This window comes from Clostridium carboxidivorans P7 (assembly GCF_001038625.1).
GTDB classification, from domain to species: Bacteria; Bacillota; Clostridia; order Clostridiales; family Clostridiaceae; genus Clostridium_AM; species Clostridium_AM carboxidivorans.
The window spans coordinates 1,796,846-1,820,091 of record NZ_CP011803.1 but is presented as its reverse complement, the minus strand read 5'-3'; the positions used below and the strand labels follow the sequence as shown (position 1 = coordinate 1,820,091).

17 protein-coding genes are annotated in these 23,246 nt (G+C 27.4%); 13 read left to right on the top strand and 4 right to left on the bottom strand.

The genetic code is table 11. The features are described from left to right. The first annotated feature begins 32 nt into the window (after positions 1 to 32). Positions 33 to 3,278: a DEAD/DEAH box helicase gene (locus Ccar_RS07885; protein ID WP_007063788.1), complete on the top strand. Its 3,246-nt coding sequence runs from the start codon at positions 33 to 35 to the stop codon at positions 3,276 to 3,278. 128 nt (positions 3,279 to 3,406) lie between these two features. Continuing rightward, positions 3,407 to 5,782, top strand: coding sequence for an ATP-binding protein (locus Ccar_RS07880; RefSeq protein WP_242852192.1), 2,376 nt, complete (start codon positions 3,407 to 3,409; stop codon positions 5,780 to 5,782). A gap of 100 nt (positions 5,783 to 5,882) precedes the next feature. Here the strand turns inward: Ccar_RS07880 and Ccar_RS07875 are convergent, their stop codons facing one another. Then, on the bottom strand, positions 5,883 to 7,805 hold the full coding sequence (locus Ccar_RS07875) for a hypothetical protein (protein WP_007063791.1): 1,923 nt from the start codon (positions 7,803 to 7,805) through the stop codon (positions 5,883 to 5,885). 510 nt (positions 7,806 to 8,315) lie between these two features. Between Ccar_RS07875 and Ccar_RS07870 the strand changes: the two genes are divergently transcribed. Continuing rightward, a complete protein-coding gene (locus Ccar_RS07870) occupies positions 8,316 to 9,797 on the top strand; it encodes an L-fucose/L-arabinose isomerase family protein (protein ID WP_007063792.1) in 1,482 nt (493 codons plus the stop codon). Positions 9,798 to 9,863: 66 nt separating this feature from the next. Here Ccar_RS07870 and Ccar_RS07865 read toward each other — a convergent pair whose 3' ends face one another. Beyond that, positions 9,864 to 10,139: a late competence development ComFB family protein gene (locus tag Ccar_RS07865; protein ID WP_007063793.1), complete on the bottom strand. Its 276-nt coding sequence runs from the start codon at positions 10,137 to 10,139 to the stop codon at positions 9,864 to 9,866. A gap of 293 nt (positions 10,140 to 10,432) precedes the next feature. Next, positions 10,433 to 10,732 carry a hypothetical protein gene (locus Ccar_RS07860; protein WP_007064701.1) on the bottom strand — a complete coding sequence of 100 codons (300 nt, stop codon included), beginning with the start codon at positions 10,730 to 10,732 and terminating at the stop codon, positions 10,433 to 10,435. Positions 10,733 to 10,792: 60 nt separating this feature from the next. On the opposite strand from Ccar_RS07860, the gene Ccar_RS07855 reads away from it, so the two are divergent. Both Ccar_RS07855 and Ccar_RS07850 read left to right on the top strand, forming a co-directional pair. Next, a complete protein-coding gene (locus tag Ccar_RS07855; protein ID WP_007063828.1) occupies positions 10,793 to 11,266 on the top strand; it encodes a hypothetical protein in 474 nt (157 codons plus the stop codon). A gap of 14 nt (positions 11,267 to 11,280) precedes the next feature. Continuing rightward, positions 11,281 to 12,999: a DUF2207 domain-containing protein gene (locus tag Ccar_RS07850; RefSeq protein WP_007063829.1), complete on the top strand. Its 1,719-nt coding sequence runs from the start codon at positions 11,281 to 11,283 to the stop codon at positions 12,997 to 12,999. A 41-nt stretch (positions 13,000 to 13,040) separates the two neighbouring features. Here the strand turns inward: Ccar_RS07850 and Ccar_RS07845 are convergent, their stop codons facing one another. After that, positions 13,041 to 14,015 (bottom strand): alpha/beta hydrolase, encoded by a 975-nt coding sequence (locus tag Ccar_RS07845; protein ID WP_007064702.1) that lies wholly within the window; start codon positions 14,013 to 14,015, stop codon positions 13,041 to 13,043. A 174-nt stretch (positions 14,016 to 14,189) separates the two neighbouring features. Between Ccar_RS07845 and Ccar_RS07840 the strand changes: the two genes are divergently transcribed. The 8 genes from Ccar_RS07840 to Ccar_RS07805 all read left to right on the top strand — a co-directional run bounded on the left by Ccar_RS07840 (position 14,190) and on the right by Ccar_RS07805 (position 23,055). Further along, a complete protein-coding gene (locus tag Ccar_RS07840) occupies positions 14,190 to 14,462 on the top strand; it encodes an acylphosphatase (RefSeq protein ID WP_007063832.1) in 273 nt (90 codons plus the stop codon). A gap of 205 nt (positions 14,463 to 14,667) precedes the next feature. Further along, positions 14,668 to 14,982, top strand: coding sequence for a SoxR reducing system RseC family protein (locus Ccar_RS07835; protein ID WP_007063833.1), 315 nt, complete (start codon positions 14,668 to 14,670; stop codon positions 14,980 to 14,982). A 70-nt stretch (positions 14,983 to 15,052) separates the two neighbouring features. Then, positions 15,053 to 16,741, top strand: coding sequence for a methyl-accepting chemotaxis protein (locus tag Ccar_RS07830; protein WP_007063834.1), 1,689 nt, complete (start codon positions 15,053 to 15,055; stop codon positions 16,739 to 16,741). Between the two features lie 187 nt (positions 16,742 to 16,928). Further along, positions 16,929 to 20,303, top strand: coding sequence for a hypothetical protein (locus tag Ccar_RS07825; protein ID WP_007063835.1), 3,375 nt, complete (start codon positions 16,929 to 16,931; stop codon positions 20,301 to 20,303). Between the two features lie 79 nt (positions 20,304 to 20,382). Beyond that, entirely contained in the window at positions 20,383 to 20,748 is a 366-nt protein-coding gene (locus tag Ccar_RS07820; RefSeq protein WP_007063836.1) for a GntR family transcriptional regulator, read from the top strand. Positions 20,749 to 20,755: 7 nt separating this feature from the next. After that, a complete protein-coding gene (locus Ccar_RS07815) occupies positions 20,756 to 21,460 on the top strand; it encodes an ABC transporter ATP-binding protein (RefSeq protein WP_048030017.1) in 705 nt (234 codons plus the stop codon). Then, on the top strand, positions 21,453 to 22,217 hold the full coding sequence (locus Ccar_RS07810) for a hypothetical protein (RefSeq protein ID WP_007063839.1): 765 nt from the start codon (positions 21,453 to 21,455) through the stop codon (positions 22,215 to 22,217). The genes Ccar_RS07815 and Ccar_RS07810 overlap by 8 nt, the downstream gene beginning before the upstream one ends. Positions 22,218 to 22,512: 295 nt before the next feature. Then, entirely contained in the window at positions 22,513 to 23,055 is a 543-nt protein-coding gene (locus tag Ccar_RS07805) for an NADH peroxidase (protein WP_007061581.1), read from the top strand. Positions 23,056 to 23,246: the final 191 nt, after the last annotated feature.

Sequence of the window (23,246 nt, the reverse complement as noted above, 5' to 3'; positions counted from 1 at the left end):
AGGGTTAAAATTTAAGTTATTAGGGAGAAAATATGTTAAGAGAAGATATGTTGTTACAAATATTTAATGAAGAAACTAGTGGTAATAACTACAGCAAAGGTCAGAGGGTTTTAAATAATGATTTAGTTTCTTCTATAGATATTACAGATTCAGATAATTTAATTCATATAGATGGTAATGTAATTTCGGAAAATCTTTTTAATGAATATAATACGAAAATTGAAATAGATACAGAGAAAAAAAGCATTTTTTCTACTTATTGCAGTTGTCTTGACTATGAAAAAAATGAGTTAAAAAAGAAAAATTATTGTTGCAAACATTTGGTGGCAACATTTTATAAGGCTTTACCTAGGTTAGAGGATTATTCTATTTTAGATGAAAATGCATCTGATAAGGAAATTGTATTTAAAAGAAAAAGTAATATACTATCTATGCTTTTAGGTGATAGTAAAAATAAGGAAAAAATAAAAATAGAAGTATATATAAATAAAAATGGATGGACTGATAAACTTAAGGTTGAGTTTAAAATAGGATTGAATTTTATGTCTTCTAATAATCTTTATGTTTTAAAGGATATAAATCAATTATTATTATGCATTTACAATAATATTCCTATAAAGTACAGTAAAAACTTTACTTTCAATATAAAAAATCAAAGGTTAGCTACAAAGGATAGAAGACTTATAGATTTTATAAAAACACTAAAGGATATAGAGGAAAAGAACAATCTTATTACTAAGAATAGGGAAAATTTTATAGAAGGAAAATATATAAATATTCCAGATTATTTTGTTAGAGAGTTTTTTGAAATTATAAAGGAACATAGAGTTTACTTAAATGAAGGATTTTTTTATAGAACTGTGGAAACGGAAATTTTACATGATGTTCCACCTATAGATTTTGATTTAAAGAAGATAAAAGATGAATATATACTAAAATCCTCAGGAGGAATGCCAATAAGCTTGGATTCTAAAAATGAGGCTTTTTTATATGGAACAACTATATATCTTCCAGATTATGATTTTTGCTATAAGATAAGTCCATATCTTCAAATATTTAGCCAAAATAAAGTTATAACCATGGAGGATACTGAGGAGGAAATTATACTAAGAAAACTAATTCCTCATCTCAAACTTTTAACAGATAATATAAGTGTATCTAAAAATATAAAAGATAAGATAGTAATAGATGATTGTAGTTTTAATTTTTATTTTGATAAAGAAGAAGAAAAAGTTACATTATTAGTAAAAGTAAATTATGGGCAATTTGAGTTTAATATTTTTCAAGATTATAAAGAAAAAATAATATATAGGGATTCTAAAAAGGAAAATGAAGTTATACAAATTGTAAGAAGTTTGGGCTTTGAAGAAATAGATGAAAAATTTTATTTTTTGAAAGATGATGATTATATGTTTAAGTTTTTTAAAAGCGAAGTTGAAAAGCTTCAACAAATGGGTGATGTATATTATTCTGAAAACTTTAAAGGAATAAAGCATTTAGGTACAAAGGGAATAAAGGGAGAAATTAAATCAGGAAAATACGATTATTTTCAAATGGATTTTAAAATATCAGATATAAGTCCACAAGAGACTAATGAAATTTTAAGAGCATTTAGAGATAATCTTAAATATTATAAATTGAAAAGCGGTGAATATCTTGATTTACAGGAATTGGAGCTTAATAAATTTTTAAAACTTTTAGATGTAATTTCTCATAATGAAATAGAAGAAAATTCTATAGAAATACCTAAAAATAAAAGTATTTTCTTAGAAAGCTTTATGCAAGAAAATAAAATTAGATACATAAAGGGTAAAAATCAATTAAAAGAGGTAAAAGATAAGTTTCATGATATAAAAAATATGAAATTTCAAATTCCAAGTGCTTTAAAGGGAGAGTTAAGAAAGTATCAAAAGGTAGGTTATAATTGGTTTAAAACTCTTCAATATTTAGGTTTTGGAGGCATTTTGGGAGATGAAATGGGCCTTGGTAAAACAATTCAAACCATTGCATTTATAGTATCTAATATAGAAAGTAAATCTTTAATTGTAGCACCTACATCATTAGTATATAACTGGATAAGTGAGTTTGAAAAGTTCGCACCTACTGTTAAGGTGGGTGTTGCATATGGTATAAAGTCGGAAAGAGAGGAAGTACTTAAAAATATAGAAAACTATGATGTTATTATAACAACATATAATTTATTAAAGAAGGATTTAGAAAGTTATGAGGTATTAGAATTTGACTTTTGTATATTAGATGAAGCACAATACATAAAAAATTCAAATTCTCAGAATGCAGCAGCTGTGAAGAAAATAAAGGCAAATAATAGATTTGCGCTTTCTGGTACCCCAATAGAAAATTCTCTTATGGAGTTGTGGTCTATATTTGATTTTATAATGCCAGGGTATCTATATGATGAAAAAAGATTTAGTGTAAGATATCACAAAAAGCTTAATGAAGCTCCAGAAGTTATAGAAGAGTTAAGTAAACTTATAAAACCTTTCATACTTAGAAGAAGAAAGAGTGAAGTTATAGAAGAATTACCTTCTAAGATTGAAAAAAAATTACTTGTAACACTAAATGATGAACAGAAAAAGATATATAAGACTTATGCTAATTATGCTATGGAACTTATTAAGAAAAAGGTAAAGGATTTTGAGTTCCAAAATAGCAAAATAGAGATATTAGCTTATATAACGAAGCTAAGGCAGTTATGCTTGGATCCTAGAGTAATAATAAAAGATTATAATGGTGAAAGTGCCAAAATAGAAGCACTAGTAGAACTTTTAAGTAAAAGTATAGGACAGGGGCATAGAATACTTGTATTTTCGCAATTTACATCTGTTCTCAAAAACATTGGAAGAAGAATTAATAAAGAGGATATATGTTTTAGTTACTTAGATGGCTCCATACCTTCCGAGAAGAGAATAAATTTAGTAAATGATTTTAATCAAGGTGAAAATTCAGTATTTCTAATAAGCTTAAAGGCAGGGGGAACAGGATTAAATTTGACTTCTGCTGATGTAGTAATTCATTTTGATCCCTGGTGGAATCCAGCAGTGGAAGAACAAGCTACAGATAGAGCTCACAGAATAGGACAAAAGAAGGTAGTAGAGGTTATAAAGATAGTAGCTAAGGGTACCATTGAAGAAAAAATTATATCCTTGCAAGAAGAAAAGAAAAAACTTATAGGATCCCTTATAGAAAATGAGTCCTTTAATGGAAAGAAATTTTTAAGTTTAACAGAAGAAGATATAGTTGAACTGTTTAGTATTTAGTATAGAAATGTACAATTAAATTTTAATTATTTGATATTTTTAAGGAGAATTTGCAGGAATTTGGCAATAAATATTGAAATATATAATTTATAAATAATGCTTAAGAATAATTTCTGGAGGTGGACAGTATGAAACAATATTCAGAGTTGACAAGAAAGGATTTAGAGCTTCAATTTGAGGAAATGCCGGATTTTGATACTACTTGTGATGTAGAAAGTTATAATATGGTAATAGGTCAGAAAAGAGCAGTAGAATCCATAGAACTTGGATTAAATATGGATAGTAAGCAGTATAACATATTCATATCTGGTAAAACTGGCACAGGTAAAACAGGATATATTGTAAGAAAAATAGAGGAATATGCGAAAAAAATGCCTACACCACAGGATTGGTGTTATGTTTACAATTTCGAAAATTCTAATAATCCTATTTCGATTTCTCTTAATACAGGAACCGCTATTAAATTTAGGGAAGGTATGAATTCATTTATTAAATATATCATTAAAGAAGTTCCAGTTTATTTTGATTCTGAAAATTATGAAAACGAAAAAAATAGTATAATTGGCAAATATGAAACAATGCTTCTAGATTTGTCCAGAGGCCTGAATATTGAAGCAAAAAAAAGAGGGTTTTCAGTAAAAAAGACATCAACAGGGGAATTTGTTTTTATTGCGTTAAAAAATGATAAGCAGTTAAGTGATGATGAATATGAAAATTTAACAGATGAAGAAAGAAAGGTTATAGAAAATTCAATAAGTGAACTTAGAAATATATCCTCTGATATATTTAAACAAAGCAATCAAGTTCAAAAAAAGTTAGAAAGTGAATTGAAATATTTAGATGATAAAATTGCTGAAAATATAATTTCTGAAAAAATAGAAGAATTAATAAATAGTTATGGATGCAGTGAAAAGGTTATAAACTATTTAAATGCAGTAAAAAAAGATGTAATTGAAAATATATCCTATTTCTTTGAAGAAGATGACAATAATGAAGAAGTCAAAAATGTAAAAAAATTATTTTTAAAAAGATATGAAGTTAATGTTTTAGTTGATAATAGTGAAAGTGAAGGAGCACCAGTTATTTTTGCAGATTCAGCTGCACAAGGTAAAGTTTTTGGTAATATTGAATATGAAAATAAAATGGGTAGTCTTATTACTGATTTTACATTAATAAAGCCAGGTTATTTGCATAAAGCCAATGGAGGATATATTATAATTAAAGCACAGCAGCTATTAACTCAACCTTCTTCTTGGGAATTACTAAAAAAATGTATAAATTTAGAAAATATATCTATTAATAATTCAAAATACAATATAGAGGTACTTCCTATTTCAACACTTAGTCCAGAAGAAATACCTTTAAAAATTAAAGTAATATTAATTGGAAGTAATTATATATATTCAGCACTCTTAAATAATGATTTAGAATTTGAAAAGATATTTAAAATAAAAGCTGAATTTGACAATGAAATTGAAAAGGATAGAGGTAATATAAGTAACCTTGTAGGTTTACTAAACTATTATATCAATGAAAATAGTCTTAAGCATATAAGAAGAGAGGGAGTTGAAAGGCTACTGCAATTTTCTTCTAGACTTGCAGAAAGTAAGGATAATTTTTCTGCTTCTATGAGTAATCTTTTTAAAATAGTGGATATTGCAAATTATTATGCTAAAAAAGATAACAGTGAAATTGTTGAAGATAAACATGTTGCAGCAGCATTAAAGGAACAGGAATCCATGCATGGACTTATCAGAAAGAAAATTCTTGACATGTATAAAAAGAAAAAATATATAACTGTGTTAAAAGGGAAAAGGGTTGGACAAATTAATGGACTTTCAGTTTCAGATTATGGTGATTGTGTAATTGGGCAGCAGCATAGAATAACTGTTTCAACTTTTGCAGGAAGAAATGGAATAATCAACATTGAAAGAGAAGCTGATATGAGTGGAAATATTCACAGTAAAGGTGTAATGATCTTAGCTGGTTTTGTAGGACAGCTTGTAGGAAGGGATATTCCTATATCCTTTAATGCCAATATTGTGTTTGAACAGCTTTATTCAGGAATAGAAGGAGATAGTGCTTCAGCAGCAGAATTATTAGCATTATTATCAAGCTTATCAGAAATTCCAATAAATCAGAGCATAGCAATAACTGGTTCAGTTAATCAAAGAGGAGAAATACAGCCAATAGGAGGAGTTAATGACAAAATAGAAGGCTTTTTTGACATATGCTCATTAAATAGCCTTGATGGAACACATGGTGTTATAATACCAAATACTAATGTGGATGATCTTGTATTAAAGGAAGAGGTATTAGAGGCAGTGGAACAAGGAAAGTTCCATATATATTCAGTAAATACCATTTGTGATTGTATCCAGATACTATTTAAAGATAAAAACATAAATGATTCTGATAAAAATATTTTAGAATATGTAAAAAAGAAAATGATGAAGACTTTAAAAGAGTATAATAATATTTTAAAGGAATCTAAGATTAATTAAGAGGAAATAGGCACTAATTTTAAAAAATTGGTGCCTATTTTATTAAAAGAAAATAACCTGATGCTATAATATATTATATTTAAATTACAAGGTTAATATGTTATTGTGCTACATTTACAATTCTTCCAGATAAATCATCATTTGAAGGAATATATTGGTAAAAATCTCCAGATAGACCGTGGTTACCCATAAGGCAAATTGTATCTTTACATTTTACATTAATGGAGTTTGTTAACAATGCATAATTTTCGTTAGTGGATTTAATATTAAATATAAGTGTATTTCCGGTTATTCTTACTGAGTCGGCTAGTAGATTTTTGCCATTGGTGCTTGTAAATATAAAATCATCGGGCCTTAGGCCGCTATAAATAGAGAGAGGAGTATCATATGTTATATAAACATTTACACCATCTGACTCTTTTGTTGCACTCCAGTAATTTGGAGCAGTTCTTGGACGTAATTCATAATCATATACTTTAGATTGCTCATCTGAAAGAGTACACGCCACGCTAGCACCAGTTTCATCTACTAGGCTGTTAGGATTTATAACAAGTTTAGCAGATGGACCTTGAGCTTTTATAATATCTATTTTAGTTGGACTAGTATTAGTTTTCCCATTAGCATATGTTACTGGATGAGCTGATATTTCTGAAGCAGTAGGTAAAGATTCCGGTACAAATCTAAGGCTTAACTTATCGTCAAATACAGCTGCAGCATCTGGTTTTACACCGCCAAATGTAAAGTCCCTTGAAGTTATATCATCTAATTCCCTACTAAATGAGACATTAATAATTAAGTCATCTTTATCATAATGAGCTTCAATGGAGTTGCTTTTTACATATGTGTCATATAATTTTGGCTCAGAAATTGTGCCTTTGTATGATGTATCCTTTAATATGTTTTCTGATGTATCTTTAACATTGGAAACTACTAAGCCAATTACATCTTTGGAATTACCAGTGTTTTGAGTAGTATTTGTTGCTATATGATAAGAGGAAGGAAATTCTATTCTTGCACTTTTAGAAGTTTTTCCAATTATTATATTTGCAGCTTCTGGTAATGGATTCACATTTCCTAATCCATCTACAAATTTATAGTTATTTCTATTTGCAATTGTATCCACATTCATGGCTTCGCTAAAGTAAACAATAATTTTATTGCTAGTACTTGATGATATATTTTTATACATTCCTGTTACAGAAGGAGCTGAAAAATTAGCATCTAAAACGCACGTATAAGTATCCATTGCATTGTGTACTGTTGATGTATCAATTATATTTTTTATTACAAGTGTGTATTTAGAGTCACTTAATTTCCAATCTTCATTTTTATTATATGGATTACAATCTTTTAATTTTATGTCATAAGTATCTGTGTTTTGAGTATCAGACTGGTTTTGTGAATTGTAAATTCCGCTAATATGATTACTTATATCTAGTTTATTTGTATCTTCACTATTCAATAACTGATAGTTTGTTACATTTGTAGCATAATTATAATCAACTTTTTTGTTGAAACATACACGAATAGTTTTATTGTCAATTACTTTTACACTTTTAACAGTAGGTTTTTCAGATACTGTTTGTCCATTAATTAACAAATTACCAGAGCTATCAGTTGATACTGTATTAGTAGTCAATTTTATAGCTGGTGTATTAGCAGATTCAGTAAAAGAATTTAAATTAAATGAAATACCTTTTTCAACACAGTTAAGTGCTTCTTTAGATATGGTATCGAATTCTATATATGACTTTTTTGTATCGTCATAATAAGCTTTAACAGTTGTTTTCCTTTTAAGAAAATCAGTATACAATTTGGAATGTGAATCATCTAAACCATTAAGCTCTAGAGATATTGCAGATGCTTTTAATGCATCATACTGATATTCATACACCTTACCATCAGTGCCATTTACAGCTATTGCTGTAGTTTTTGCAAATGCTGTTGAATTTACTGCTGATATCAACAAGCCTGTTACTGCAGCAGTTGATAATACAGCAAGTATTTTTTTTGTTTTATACATTTTTACATAACGCCTCCATACTTTTAATTCTGTAATAAAAATAATATGTCAGAATATTGACTCCTATTATTCATATACATTATATAACCATATACTAGAAAAATCAACATTATGTGTAATTAACTCAATATATTTGTACACAATCCTTATATATTTAATTATGTTAAAATTATATAAAGTAAAAGCATATAAATAATTTTATTAAAGTCAAAAATATTATATATTGAGTAATTATAGCAAATATAGTAAAATGTTAAACAAATGAATAGCAAAGTTAATAAGTTCATAGATAACTCAAATAACATTGTAGAAATACAAACAAAAAGTCAACAAATAGTTGCTGATTCTAAAAAATTAATAAGTGGTGAAAAATAAATTGTTTGTAATATACTAAATTACAAAAGTACTTCATAATTGACAAAAAATAGTTGTACGTACAAGTTTTGGAGAGTATAATGAACTTGTACATAATATTTCTGTTGAATTTTTAATTATGGGGGTGGAATTTAAATGATTAATATTCCAAAAGTAAAGTTGGGGATTGTAGCTGTAAGTAGAGATTGTTTTCCTATAGAACTTAGCAAAAAAAGAAGTAATGCAGTAGTTGAAGCTTGCAAAAAAGAGAAAATTGAAATTTTTCAAGTTGATACAATTGTGGAAAATGAAAAGGATTGCTTAAAAGCTTTAAAAGAATTAAAAGATGCCAATGTGAATGCTTTAGTTGTATACCTTGGAAATTTTGGACCAGAGGGTCCAGAGACAATATTGGCACAAAAATTTCAGGGACCAACTATGTATGCTGCAGCATCTGAGGAAGCAGCAGATGGTCTTATAGATGGTAGGGGAGATGCATATTGTGGTATGCTTAATGCCTCTTATAATTTAGCATTAAGAAAATTAAATCCTTATATTTCAGAATATCCTATAGGTACACCAAATGAAATTGCTCATATGATTTCTCATTTTCATCAAGTAGCAGCAGTTATACTTGGTATTTCCAAGCTTAAAATTTTCAGCTTTGGTCCAAGACCACAAGATTTTTTAGCTTGTAATGCACCAATAAAACCTTTATATGATTTAGGCATAGAAATTATGGAAAATTCAGAATTAGATTTGTTTGAAGCATTTAATAATCATAAGGAAGATTCAAGAATTAAAGATGTTGTTAAGGAAATGGAAAAAGAATTAGGTGAAGGAAATGCATATCCTGGTATACTAGAAAGACTTGCACAGTATGAAATTACGTTAAAGGATTGGATGGAAAATAATCTGGGAGCTTCAGAATATGCAGTGTTTGCAAATAAGTGTTGGCCTGCATTTCAAACGCAATTTGGAATGGTACCTTGCTATGTTAATTCGCGACTTGCTTCTTTAGGAATTCCAGCAGCTTGTGAAACAGATATTTATGGAGCTCTTAGTGAATATATTATAACTTGTGCTACAGAAATACCTGCAACATTACTTGATATAAATAATTCAGTTCCAGAAGACATGTTTAATGATAATATTAAAAGCTTCAAAGGGTACAAGCTTAATGAATTATTTATGGGATTTCACTGTGGAAACACTCCAAAAAGTTGTATGAAAAATGCAGCTATGAAATATCAACGTATTATGCATAGACAATTGGAACCAGGCAAAGAACCAGATATTACACGAGGAACATTAGAAGGTGCAATAAGACCTGGGGATATAACCTTATTTAGACTTCAAAGTACAGCAGGAGCACAGCTTAGAAGTTATGTTGCAGAAGGTGAAGTAATAGATGTAAACCCTAATTCATTTGGAGGAATAGGTATATTTGCAATCAAGGATATGGCGAGATTTTACAGATATGTATTAATAGGAAAAAGGTATCCTCATCATGCAGGTGTGGCCTTTAAACATATAGGAAAAGTTTTATTTGATGCTATGAAAATGTTGGGCATTGAGGATATTTCATTTAATCAACCAGAAAATATGCTTTATAAAAATGAAAATCCATTTAAATAGTTATAAGATTACAAAAGCCAAATTTTACTGTTTAAGTTAAATTTGGCTTTATTTACAGAATAAAAATTATTTTATAGCCATATTATGCCTCGGATTTTTAGAAACTTTATTAATTGATTGAATAAGTTGATTTAGCACATCTGCTTTAAATTGATATTCTAATTCATTCATTTTTGAATAAAGTATCCCTTTTTGAGAAGCAACATATAAAGGCATAAATTTATTTAAAGTCAAAGCTTTTATATCATCCATGCATTTTTCACAGGTACATATATTTGGATATTCTTTTAAAACCTTTGGAAGCATTTTGTCAATAATTTCTTCCATATAATTTTCAATCATTTTTACCCTCCATAAAGTTATTTGTTCACCAAACTTTGTATATGATGGCTTGTATAATTAATAGAACTAAAGTAAAATTTTTAAGTGAATATAAGTGCTTTAAAAATTGTCAACATTGGAATTATTTAATATAATATATATCGGTGAATTCATGGCATTATTTAGATATAATTAAAAAAATAATTAAACATTGTAAATTGTCAATGAAATATAATGTTAATTTTGTAATTATAGAATTAATTTTTGTAAATAAAAAAAGAATCATTTTAGATTCTTTTTCTTATTTATAAAGATTAGTAATCAGATCTTATTAAAGTTAATTGCTGAAGGTCTTCAATTAGCTTTCTTTTTTTTGCTGCAGAAGCTTTCAAGTTTTGCACTTCCTTTTCTAGGATAAGGTTTTTAGACTGTACATTTTTCAATTTTAAGCTTAAATTCTTATTTTCTTTCATTTTTTCTTGTATCATTGGAAGATACATAGTATCTATAGCATTTTTATTTTTTAGAAAAATCTTGTAATATCTTATAATATATAATTTTAATCTTTTAAGAGCTTTTAAAAACTTAGTTGTTGTTGATTCTCTTTTATTCATTTTGACATCCCCCTTATGTTATTTTATACTAATTTTAAGTAGAAATGCAAGGAGGGCAAAATGAAAAAAAAATATGCTTTATTATCCAGATACATAAGGTCTTACAGTAAAGCTAAAAAGAAACAAATTAATGAATTGGATAATAAAAAAGAAAACATAAAGATTAAACTTGAAGAAGAATTAAGTAAATTTAATAATCTTCTAAATTTAAGGGAAAGGTTTAAAAAGGAAAATGAAAAATATAATGAGATATATAATTCTTTAATAGAAGTATTGAAATCTAGAGGTATAATCTTCAATATAAACAATAAGCCAGAGCTTCAGGAATGGGAAAAATTGATTATAAAGGAGGTTAATTCTCTTTATGTATTAGTAAATAAGAAGGGTGAGTCAGTACATAGTATAGATAAAAAGTACAGCGATACAATAAAATACATAATTAATAACTATTATTATAGTGTCACAGTTATAAGGAAAGATGGTAATTTAGTAAAAGCTCAGTTGAGAATTTTAGAAAAATTAAATTCAAAATAAAAGGGGGAAAAGTTTTGCGTAAAGTAGTAGTAACATTTTTACTTGTATTATTGATATTTATTGTTCCTACAAAAGTTATTGCTGATGAAAAAAATTATACTATAGATAAATTAAATACTGTTGCAAAAATTACAGAAAAAGGAGATGTAGAAGTTCAAGAGCAAATAACTTATACTTTTAATGGAAGTTTTAATGGTGTTTATAGGAATCTTTCTAAAAATAAAACTAATGGCTATGTAATATCAAAAGTAGCCATGAAGGATAAAAATGATAATATAACGCCAATTTCTCCTGGCAGCAACTCAAAAAATAATACATATGAAATTATTGAGTCTGATAATAACACTCAAATAAAAGTATTTTCAAAAAGTGACAATGAAAAGAAAACTCTCATACTTAACTACACAATTCAAGGCGCTGCAAATAGATATAAAGAATTTGGGGAGCTTTATTGGAATTTTTATAAAGTTGAGAACAGCAAGTCAATTAAAGATGTAAATCTTAACTTATCATTAAAAAATTCAAAATTTGATTTGAACAAATTTAAGTATTGGGTTTATGTAGATGGAGGAGAATTTAAAACAAATTATGATAGTAGTAGTATTAACATAAATGGAAGCAATCTTACTTCAACTTTAGGGGTAAAGATTCATTTTCAACCAGAATTTTTAAAAATTGATGAAAAAACTTATAAAGAAAATAATGAAGAAAATATGAAAAATAGTAATGAAGGTACAGCTTTAAAGGAAAGTAAAAAATCTAATAAAGAAGATTTTGGATTTGTTTTTGTGGGTGTTCTTGTTGCACTATGTGCTTCTTCAATTATATTTTTTCATAATAGAAGTAATAAAAAGTTTAAAGAAGCACTTCAAAAATATAGAGAAAAATTTAAGTTTTTTGAAGGAGAGACATTAAAAACCAAACCAGAAGATACTCCTCCAGCTCTGGTAAACTTATTATATCATGAAAAACATATTTCTAAGTCTACTATTCCTTCTACACTATTTTATTTATGCCAAAAAGGATTTTATACTTTGGAAAAGGATAAAAGCTTAAGATCAAAAGCATCAAAGGAAAATAAGGAAGAAGACTTATGCTTTTTAAGAAATGATGATATTACAAGCCTTAATTATTCTCATTTAAAATATTTTGTGGAATGGATGCAAGCTTATGAAGAAAATGGATTTCTAACTTTAAGATGTATTAAAGAAAAAGTAAGTTCTAGAGAAGGTGCTTTAGAATTTAAAGAATGTTTTTCAAAATGGGAAAAGTTAATAAAGGAAGAAGGAAAAAGACTAAATTTTTATACTACTATAGAAGGTAAGCAAGTATTGAATAATGAAGCCTACAATGAGAAAATTAAATGGAATGCTTATAAAAAATACATTTTAGATTATCTTTCAAACCATGAAGAATATAAGGATGAGCTTAACAATGAAGATATTTTAATATATGCTTCAGCTCTAGAAATAGATAATAGTTATTTAGAAAAGTTTCATGAAAAACTTAATAACCTTTGTTATAATTCAGGAGATTCTAACTATTATTATATGTATAATGACTACTCATATTACCTCATGAACTTGTATCTTTGGGACAGTATAGACGATAATATATATAATAACACTAAAAATAGTAATAATAATGACAGCAGTGGTGACGGTGGTTTTGGAGGCTTTTCTGGAGGAGGAGACTTTTCCGGAGGAGGCGGTGGAGATTCAGGAGCATTTTAAATTAATAGAGGACAGAGCACAATTGTCCTCTAAAAATACTGTTATAGTTCAATTGATTGTAAAAAGCCTTTTAAAACTTCCTCATACTTTTTTGGATACATAAAGTATGAACCTACATGTGTTGAGTAAGGAAAGCTGACTAATTTGCTTTTACTGTTTTTGAAAGATTTTTCTATTTTTAAGCTCTCAGTGTAAGGAATTGTAGTGTCTTTTTTTCCATGTATCAAAAGTATAGGTATTTTAGATTTACTAACGATGTTCACAGGACTTACAGTATTGTAGTCAACTCCATAAATGAGCTTAAAATTCAATAGTATCATGGGAACAAAAGGAAAGTCAGGGAGACCTGTCCAAATCTTCATATTAGAATGTAAATAAGTTTTTAAATCACTAAAAGGTGAATCTGCAATAACAAAATTTATATCATTTGTTTTATCTATAGAGCTTAATGCAGTAGCTGCTCCCATAGAAAATCCTATAACTCCTATAGTATCTCCAATACCCTTTGATTTTATAAAATTTACAGCTCCTAAAAGATCTTGTTGTTCCTTAAAACCAATAGTAACACCATCTCTCCCAGCATAATCACCATGACCTCTAAAATCAAATAAAAAAGTGTTATATCCTTCCTTTAAAAATATCTTGGATAATTGAAGATTATCTACTTTTACGGAAGAAGGGGTTCTTCCACCAACCATAAATTTAGAATCTCCATATCCATGGCATACTATAACAGTTTTTTTGCTATTGCCATTTTTTATAAGATAGCCATTTAATTTTATATTGTCATTAAAACTATTAAAACTTACATTTTCATAATTTTTTATTCCATAGCTTTCAATGTTAGGATGAAGATTTATTGATTTAGGATGACTAAATTTAATTACAATATAAACTGAAAAAGCTTCTAAAAATAAAATAGCAATTAATATGAAAATTAATACTACTTTTATAGTTTTATTTAAGCCTAAAAGTGGAATTAAGTGTCTTTTTAATAATTCAGTTTTATTTTCCATAGTCTATTACTCCTTTTTAAGCTTTGATTAATTATATTATAGTTCATATTTAAGATTATAGCATAAGGGTTACATATATCGAACTAAATAATTGTATGTGAAAGACATAATTGAACGAGTAGTAATTTATGTGTAATATATTTACATAGATATTTAAGGTGGAAGGAGATTTTTATGGTTAGATATTTTATTGAAGTATTTGGAAGAGTACAAGGAGTAGGATTTAGATATTTTGTAGAATATACTGCAAAAACTTTTGGAGTAACAGGATGGGTAAAAAATTGTGAAGGTGGAAGTGTTCAGATGGAAGTACAGGGAATGAATGATAGTGTGATTTTGTTTATAGATAAGGTTAAAAAAGGCAATAGATTTGCTAAAGTTGAAGATATAACCTGTATGGAAGTAGAGCCTATTAATAGAGAAAAGACTTTTAGAGTCATTTACTAAATACTGATATTGTAATACACAAAAGTATATATTATACTTAGAATTGAACAAAGTTTATTTTAGGTGATTTTTATGCAGATTATTTCAATTTTGAAAATTCCACAAAAGCAAGCAATACATTAATATTATTGTATGGAGTTTTAACAGTTATTTATCAAAAAAATATTAAATTTAAATGGAACTTTCACAGAGGAGTGTGGTTTGTATGAAAACAGAACAAGAAAAGATGTTTGAAAATGCAATTAATAAAAAAACGGAAAAATCACCAGAAAAAACAGAAACAAAAAAGACTAATATGTTGTTAGCTGCTTTCATGATGTTCATGTTACCAATAATGCTTGTATTTTTAGGTGTATTCTTAGGAGGATACATTGGAAAATCTATGGAAACATCTATTAGAACTTTTCAAATTGGAGGAGGAGTAGTTGGTTTTATTCTAGCTGTTATAATTATAAAATTATTTGATAAGTCTGCTGTGATAGATAAGGATGCAGAAGTAATTCATTGGGATGATATGTAATATATTATTAGTTTGAAAAGAGGCTTTAGGGCCTCTTTTATTAAAAATAAATATCTTAGGAGGGATCAATATGAATTTGAAAATAAGATCAAAATTAATTTTGGCATTTGGAGTAATTTTAGTATGCTTTTTGCTTAATATTGTAATCAGTATCAGTTTCCTTAATAATAATGATAAAAGTATAAGTAAAGTAAGAAATTTTACATATAAACAATTAAAATATTCATCTAATATAAATGTTTCAGTAATTGAGGTTCAGCAATTTTTATCAGATGCTTCTGCTACTAAAAACATGGACAGCCTTAAAGAGGCTGAAAAATGTAAGGCAACTTTCAAAGATTCATTAAAGCAGCTTGAAAGCATAAATCCCAATATTAAAAGTGAAACTGAAAAGATAGATAAAGATTTTGATAAATTTTACGAACTTGGAGTAAACATGGCAAATGTTTATATAAAGGAAGGTCCTGACAAGGGTAATGTATTAATGACTCAATTTGATCCTATGGCAACTAATTTGTCTAATGAAATTAATTCATTAAATGATAATGCTGAAGCTTCCATGAATTCAGATTTACAAAACATACAAAGCACTATGACTAGGAACAAAGTATTTTCAATAGTATTAGGAAGTTTTTCTTTAATTCTAGCAGTTATAGTTATAATATTGTTACAAGGTAGTATTTTAAAGCCAATTAACAGTATGTTTGCTATACTTAAGGATATAGAAAATGGACAAGGAGATTTAAGTAAAAGAATAAAAATAAAATCTGATGATGAAATAGGTATAATGGCTAAATCCTTTAATAATTTTATGGATCAACTAGTTAGCATGATAGAAAATATAAAAGAAAATTCTATTCTTGTATCAAAAAGCTCTGAAGTACTAAATGAAGGAGCTGAAAAAAGTATAGAAAGTATAAGGCAAATAAATGAAAATATGATTGAATTGGATAATGGAAGTGAAAATATTTCTAGTTCAGTAAGTGAAGTTGCTGCAAGTTCTTCTAATATTGCAGAATCAACACAAATTACAGCTGAAGAGGTTGAAAATATAAGCATAATGACAGAAGAAATTAATAATATTGCTATGGAAAGTGGTAAATTTGTAAAGAGCACTAGAGAAGAAATGAATAAAATTGAAAGCATCTCCTCAGCCAATATGGTTATAAATGAAAAATTAGGAGCTAAAGCAGAAGAAATTAGAAATATAATTGATACTATTAAGTCAATATCAGATCAAACTAACTTGCTAGCTTTAAATGCTTCTATAGAAGCTAGCAGAGCAGGAGAACATGGCAAAGGTTTTGCAGTAGTGGCTGATGAAATAAGGGAGCTTTCTGAAAATAACAATGAATCCTCTAAGAGCATTGAAAATATAATAGAGGGTATAAATGAAATGATAAAAAATACAATAGATTCGGCAGCACAAGAAGCATCTAATATAAAAAAGGGAAACAAAATGGTTGAAGAGGTAGTTATACAGATTGAAAAGATTATAGAAGGAATAAATAATATAAACAGTAAAATTCAAAGTATAGCGGCATCGGCACAAGAGCAAAGTGCTTCAATTGAAGAGCTTACATCTACTATGGAAGCTGTAAGTAATAGTAATGCAGAAATGTCAGCTGAGATAAAGTCTGTATCTAATGGTGTTCAATCACAAGCTGATATAATATCAGAATTTGCGGAAATGGCCGAAAATCTAAGCAATTCATCAAATCAATTGAATAATTTAGTGAATAAGTTTAAAATTAAGTAAAAAGTTTTATGATGTCTAAGAAGGTTGCTTTTGTTCAGCAACCTTTTTTTAAATTAAAAAAATTTTAAGATTAAGTTAAGATAGACGAAATAATAATTATGTAAAATTGTAGTATTAAGGAATTTTGTCTAGTGTATGCCAAAAGATGATTTTACCCATAATATTTTTTAAGGAGATGAGAAAAAAGTTGAAAAATAATACATGGAAAAAAGCTTTAGGATTAATTCTATTTTCTATATCAGCAATACTTTTTTTTGTTTTTGCACCAAGTGCTCAAGGAGAATTAGATTTTAATGTGAAAATGGACAAAAATCAAGCCATAAATGAAACAAAAAAACTTGCAGAAAAGCATGGATGGACATTAAAAAATTCTAGAGAAACTGCTTCATTTTCTTTAGATGAAAAAGCTCAAACCTATTATGAACTTAAAGTAGGAAATTTTCAAAAATTAAATTCTTTAATAAAGAAGGAAGAAGGATATATACCAGCTACTTGGACAGTTAGTATTATACCAAAAGGAGGGGATGAAAAAGTTGATGTATATTTTACACCTTTAGGAAAGGCTTATGGATTTTATAAAAATGTACTTGATGATGTAAAAGGACCAGCATTAAGTGAAAATGCTGCAAAAAACATTGCTGAAAAAGAATCAGTAAATAACTGGAATTTCAATTTAAAAGAATACAAATTAGTGGATAAATCACAAAAAATACAAAGCAATGGAAGGATAGATTATGTTTTTAATTACATAAGATATACGAATATAGGAGAGGCAAAGGATAAGGTAGAATTGCAGGTAAAGGGAGATAAATTAGTTAAAGTCCAACATTACCTTGATATACCAGAAAGTTTTACCAGGAATTATAAACAACAAAGAAGCAGTAATGACAATATTGCAAATACGTCATCTTTTATATTTTACATACTAATTTTTATAGTTGGATTCTTTTGCTTCTTCTATTTAAATAAAAGAAAGATGATAGCATGGAAAAATCCGTTGATTTTTGTTGTGTTTTTGATTTTTATGACTTTTATAAATGGAATCTTTAATATGAAGCAGGATTTGACTTATATGGATACTACATATTTAACTCCAACATTATTTTATATAGTTAAAATATTTATATCTCTTATGACAGGGGTTTTAACAGGAATATTTACTTTTGTTTCTATATGTATTGGTGAAGGATTATATAAAAAAGCATTTCCTAACCATTTGAACTTTTGGAAGATGCTTTCTGTAAGAAATTTTGGTTCCTGGCGGTTTCTAAATAGAGTAATTATTGCATACGTATTTGTTGCATTAATGCTTATATATGAAACTATGTTTTATGGAACTATGAATCATTTTCCTGGTTGGTGGCAGCCAGCTTCAATGACAACAGATCCTAATGTACAAGATAACTGGTTTGCATGGATGGGAAGCTTTGCTGAAGCTCTTAATGCAGGGGTATTTGAAGAATTTGCTTTTAGAGCAATGCCTATTTGTATTGGTGTTTTAATAGGAAACAAATATAATAAACGAAAATTGTGTATAGTGATAGCATTTGTGTTTGAAATATTGGTATTTAGTGCTGCTCATGCTAACTACCCTGGATTTCCTGCTTATGCAAGATTACTTGAACTTTTAATTGTAGCTTTAGGTTTTGGATTAATATTTTATTTTTTGGGAATTATATCAGGAATAATAGCTCATTTTACCTATGATTTTATACTTATGTCTATGATGATTATGACAACAACAGGTAAAGCACTTATGTACCAAAAAATTTTAATACCAGCCATTGTAATTTTGCCATTAATTTTAGCTATATATGGAAGAATGAAAAATGGGTGTTGGATAGACGTAGAGGAAAGCGTATATAATTCTGCAAATATAGAAGAATGTGTAGAAAAATTAGATAAAAATATAGAAGAAACTAGGGAAGAGCCTGTCTTAGATATTGAAGAAAGAGAAGTTGATAAAATAGAAAGTTTTATTGAAACAAAGAAGAAAAATACAATAGTCACAGTAATTGCAGCCTTTTTAGCTATTTTTGCTATAATATCGTTATTTACTATTGATTCAGTAATACCTAAGTTTACTATCGAAAGGTTACAAGCTGAAAGCTTAGCAAAACAGGAAATTGAAAAAGAAGGTTTTAAACTTTCTAGTGATTGGAAGGTTATAAGTAATGTACAAGTTAAGGATATATTTGAAAATGATAATGGAGTATTTGTATCTCAAGATTTTGCTAGGAAAGAAGGAAAAGATAAATATAAATCTTTAATAGGAAATTATATAAATCCATTTAAGTGGAAGGTGAGGTTTGTAAAGTTTAATGGTGATATTAATGAAAGAGCTGAAGAATTTCAAGTTACAGTTATTGATAAAAAAAATAATATAAATGTTAAACATATTCTTCCACAAAACAAGAAAGGAGAAAAACTTACTAAAGAACAAGCTGAAAGAGTACTTTATGATTTTATAAAAAATAAATATGCAATAAATAGAACAGATTTAAAAGAAATTTCAGCAAAAGAAAATAAATTAGATAACCGCACTGATTGGACCTTTACTTTGGAAGATAAAACCATTAAGCTTAAAATTTATAAGCCTGAAATAAGTGCAGTGGTTTCAGGAAATGAAGTATTGCAAATAAACAAAACACTGCAGGTTTCTGAAAGTAAGAAGAGCGAAATTCTAAAGAAATATGCTTGGATGTTGATTGTTGTAATTATATTAATATTAGCTTTTGCTATACCAATAATATGGATTGGAATAAAAGCTATAATTGCTTGGAGTAAAAATCAAATATCAAAGCCTATATTTTTTAGGTTGTTTTTTATACTACTAACCTTAAATGTAGCATCCTTATTTTTAAACATGCCTGAAAGGCAAATAGAATTTTCAACTACCAGTTCTTTTGAATCACAATTAATAACTTCTGCAGCGGGAGGAATGTTTGGAAAGGTAATTATTTCATTTATTCAAGTGTCAATAATAGCATATGCAAAGAATTTTTATAAGAAATCTTCAAAGTATAATTATTTTAATGTGATGGCGATTTTGTGTATTGCATTGTTTCTTTTTTCTATTTCAAATATTTTTACAGGAAGAAATGTAATAGAAGTTGATAGATCTATATATTGTTCCTTAGGAGCTTTAAATAAATTTTTAGGACAGTTAACTTATATGTGTACTTCATATATAGGTAAAATAGCTTTGTTTTTTGCAATACTTATGGCTATTAAGAATGCTAAAAATAGATATAGTAGGATAGGTTTAACCATTTTACTCATATTACCTTATGGAATAGCAAGTTCTTTTACGTCTTCATCACCAGCAATGCTAGTGTTCTCATTGTTATGCGGAGTAATTTATATCTTGCTTTACAAATATTTCTTCCAGTATAATGCTGCACTTGGTGCTGTTTTTATTGGAATAATGTACATATTATCAAACATTAAAGGTATTGTTTTAAATCAATATCCTACTTTAAATGTAAGTGTTGGACTGTCTCTAATAATTACAAGTTTTTTAATTATATATACTTATAATATTTTAGAAAAAGAATTTTAAAAAATAGAATTACTATTGACTACCATACAGTCTTAGTGTACCATGTACATATAACACTAAGATATAAGGAGGTAGAGAAATGGATATAAAGTTTGATGATAAACTTCCTATATATGTTCAAATAATGAATAATATAAAAAGGGATATAGTTTCAGAAAATTTGAAACCAGGCGATAAATTGCCATCAGTAAGAGAAATGTCAGCAAAGTTTAAAGTAAATCCTAATACACTTCAAAGGGTTTATCAAGAATTGGAAAGAGAAAATATAACTTATACACAAAGAGGTACAGGTACTTTTGTAAAGGAGGATATAAGTATGGTAAGTAAGTTAAAAAAGGATATGGCAAAGGAAATTATAGATAATTTTATAAATGGAATGAAAAATTTAGGGTTTAGCAGTGAAGAAATAATTCAGATAATCCAGAATAGAATACAGGAGGACTAATAAAATTATGGAAGACTTTATTTTAAAAGCTAATAATATTGAAAAAAGTTATTTCAATAAAAAAGCATTAAATGGATTAAATTTAGAAGTTAAAAAAGGAAAGATAGTAGGGCTTTTAGGTCCTAATGGTAGTGGTAAAACTACTTTTTTAAAAATAGCTGCAGGTATTTTAAGACAAAGTAGTGGAGAAATATTTATAGATGGACATAAACCAGGAGTATATACTAAATCTATAGTATCCTATTTACCGGATAAGGACTATTTATTTAAATGGATGAAGATCAAGGATGCAGTAGAATTTTTTAATAGCTTTTATAAAGATTTTGATAAAAATAAAGCTGCAGATCTTTTAAAATTTATGAATTTAGATGAGAATTCTAAAATTACAGCTCTTTCAAAGGGAATGTCTGAAAAATTATATTTAACACTTACTTTATCTAGAAAAGCAAAGCTTTATATATTGGATGAGCCTTTGGGAGGAGTAGATCCTACTACAAGAGAAAAAATACTAGATGCTATATTAGATAACTATAGTGAAGATAGTTCTATGATAATAACTACTCATCTTGTAAATGATATTGAAAGATTATTTGATGATGTAGCATTTATATCAAATGGAGAAATAGTGTTAAGTGGTAATGCTGAGGAATTTAGAAATGAAAAAGGAATATCTATAGATGAATTATATAGGGAGGTGTTTAAGGATGCTTAATCTAATAAAATATGAATTAAAGGGGTATGCAAAAGAACTTATTATAAGTCTTGGTATAATTATTGTACTTAATTTGTTATTGCTCACAAGAATAAAAGCATGGTCAAATGAAGGAATAGTTTCTTTATCATGCATGATAACTTTTGCCATACTTATTGTGGTTTTTGTATGGAATATAGCCTTATTTAGTAAGGATATGTATAAGGATAGTGGATATTTGTTATTTACTCTTCCAGAAAGTGGTTATTCTATTTTAGGAGCAAAGCTTTTAACAGCTTTAATTCAAAATGTAATAGTGGGATTAACAGCAATTCTTTTTAATTTTATTATATTTACACAAGTTGCAAATGATTGGAAAGAAATTTTATCAAAAGTTTCAGGTTATCTTAATCCTGGGTTTGTTATACTTATCATTGTAAGTGCTGTAGTATATATTGTATATTTGCTAACAATAATATATTTTTCAATATCACTAAGTAGGGTTGCAATTAGAAATAGAAAACTAGGAAAATTAAGTGCTTTTGCAATATTTGTTGTTCTTTCAATTATAATAGGCCAACTTTTAAGAATAACATCTAAAATTTTTCCTGAAACATTTAATGTAAATATAGTATCATCTAAACTACAAAATGTTATGGTTATGTATCAAATGCATGGAATTGACATCAACATAGCATCTTTAATTTTTGAAGTTATAATACTTATAGTTCTTTTTATAATAACTTCTTATATTTTAGAAAATAAAATAGATTTATAATTTTATACTATTAAAAACAGTACTGAAAATTTATAAGTACTGTTTTTATTTTTTTTTATTTCTAATAATATATTTACATACTAAATATTATGTAAACAAAACTTAAAGTAAACAATTTATATTAAATCATAAAATTATAAATATCATTTCAATATACTAATAAAAATTGTTCAATAATAAACAAAATCATTTTAGATTGTATAATGTATTGATAAAAATATTTATATTACTAGAGTAAAAAAACTTTAAAAGAGAAAAATAGTAAGGTAAAAATTTTTAGAAAAGGAGAATTTGTATGAAAAAGTTTGTTTGTACAGTTTGTGGATATGTCCATGAAGGAAATGAACCACCAGAAGTATGTCCCATATGTAAAGCTGATGCAAGTAAGTTTAAAGAGTTAAGCGAAAACCTATCTTGGGCAGATGAACATAGAATTGGTGTAGCATCAGAGGTTGATAATGAAATAGTAGAAGGGTTAAGAGCAAATTTTTTAGGAGAATGCACAGAAGTAGGTATGTATCTTGCTATGTCAAGGCAGGCAGATAGAGAGGGACTTCCTGAAATTGGTGAAGCATATAAAAGAATAGCCTTTGAAGAAGCAGAACATGCATCAAAATTTGCAGAACTTTTAGGAGAAGTAGTAAAGCCTAATACCAAAGAAAATTTAAAGGCAAGAGTTGAAGCTGAATACGGAGCTTGTGATGGAAAGAAAAAACTTGCAAGTCTTGCAAAGGAAAAAAATTTAGATGCTATTCATGATACAGTTCATGAAATGTGCAAAGATGAAGCTAGACATGGCAGAGCTTTTAAAGGTTTATTAGACAGATATTTTAAGTAAATAAATAATGATAGGCAGAACTCCTTGATAACCTAGTGTTTTCAAGGGGTTTTATTTGAAAGTGACATACTTCGTGGTTAAACCTATGATTAATGATTTTAGCGTACCTATAATTACTGTTATATGGTTGGCTATATCTTTTGTACATTTTAGGAATATTTTGTTATTTTATAAGTTATTTTGTTGAATTA

Excerpts from the sequence above, each read along its gene's own strand:
- Ccar_RS07885 (WP_007063788.1), top strand. The coding sequence starts at position 33 with ATGTTAAGAGAAGATATGTTGTTACAAATATTTAATGAAGAAACTAGT.
- Ccar_RS07880 (WP_242852192.1), top strand. The coding sequence starts at position 3,407 with ATGAAACAATATTCAGAGTTGACAAGAAAGGATTTAGAGCTTCAATTT.
- Ccar_RS07875 (WP_007063791.1), bottom strand. The coding sequence starts at position 7,805 with ATGTATAAAACAAAAAAAATACTTGCTGTATTATCAACTGCTGCAGTA.
- Ccar_RS07870 (WP_007063792.1), top strand. The coding sequence starts at position 8,316 with ATGATTAATATTCCAAAAGTAAAGTTGGGGATTGTAGCTGTAAGTAGA.
- Ccar_RS07865 (WP_007063793.1), bottom strand. The coding sequence starts at position 10,139 with ATGATTGAAAATTATATGGAAGAAATTATTGACAAAATGCTTCCAAAG.
- Ccar_RS07860 (WP_007064701.1), bottom strand. The coding sequence starts at position 10,732 with ATGAATAAAAGAGAATCAACAACAACTAAGTTTTTAAAAGCTCTTAAA.
- Ccar_RS07855 (WP_007063828.1), top strand. The coding sequence starts at position 10,793 with ATGAAAAAAAAATATGCTTTATTATCCAGATACATAAGGTCTTACAGT.
- Ccar_RS07845 (WP_007064702.1), bottom strand. The coding sequence starts at position 14,015 with ATGGAAAATAAAACTGAATTATTAAAAAGACACTTAATTCCACTTTTA.
- Ccar_RS07840 (WP_007063832.1), top strand. The coding sequence starts at position 14,190 with ATGGTTAGATATTTTATTGAAGTATTTGGAAGAGTACAAGGAGTAGGA.
- Ccar_RS07835 (WP_007063833.1), top strand. The coding sequence starts at position 14,668 with ATGAAAACAGAACAAGAAAAGATGTTTGAAAATGCAATTAATAAAAAA.
- Ccar_RS07830 (WP_007063834.1), top strand. The coding sequence starts at position 15,053 with ATGAATTTGAAAATAAGATCAAAATTAATTTTGGCATTTGGAGTAATT.
- Ccar_RS07820 (WP_007063836.1), top strand. The coding sequence starts at position 20,383 with ATGGATATAAAGTTTGATGATAAACTTCCTATATATGTTCAAATAATG.
- Ccar_RS07815 (WP_048030017.1), top strand. The coding sequence starts at position 20,756 with ATGGAAGACTTTATTTTAAAAGCTAATAATATTGAAAAAAGTTATTTC.
- Ccar_RS07810 (WP_007063839.1), top strand. The coding sequence starts at position 21,453 with ATGCTTAATCTAATAAAATATGAATTAAAGGGGTATGCAAAAGAACTT.
- Ccar_RS07805 (WP_007061581.1), top strand. The coding sequence starts at position 22,513 with ATGAAAAAGTTTGTTTGTACAGTTTGTGGATATGTCCATGAAGGAAAT.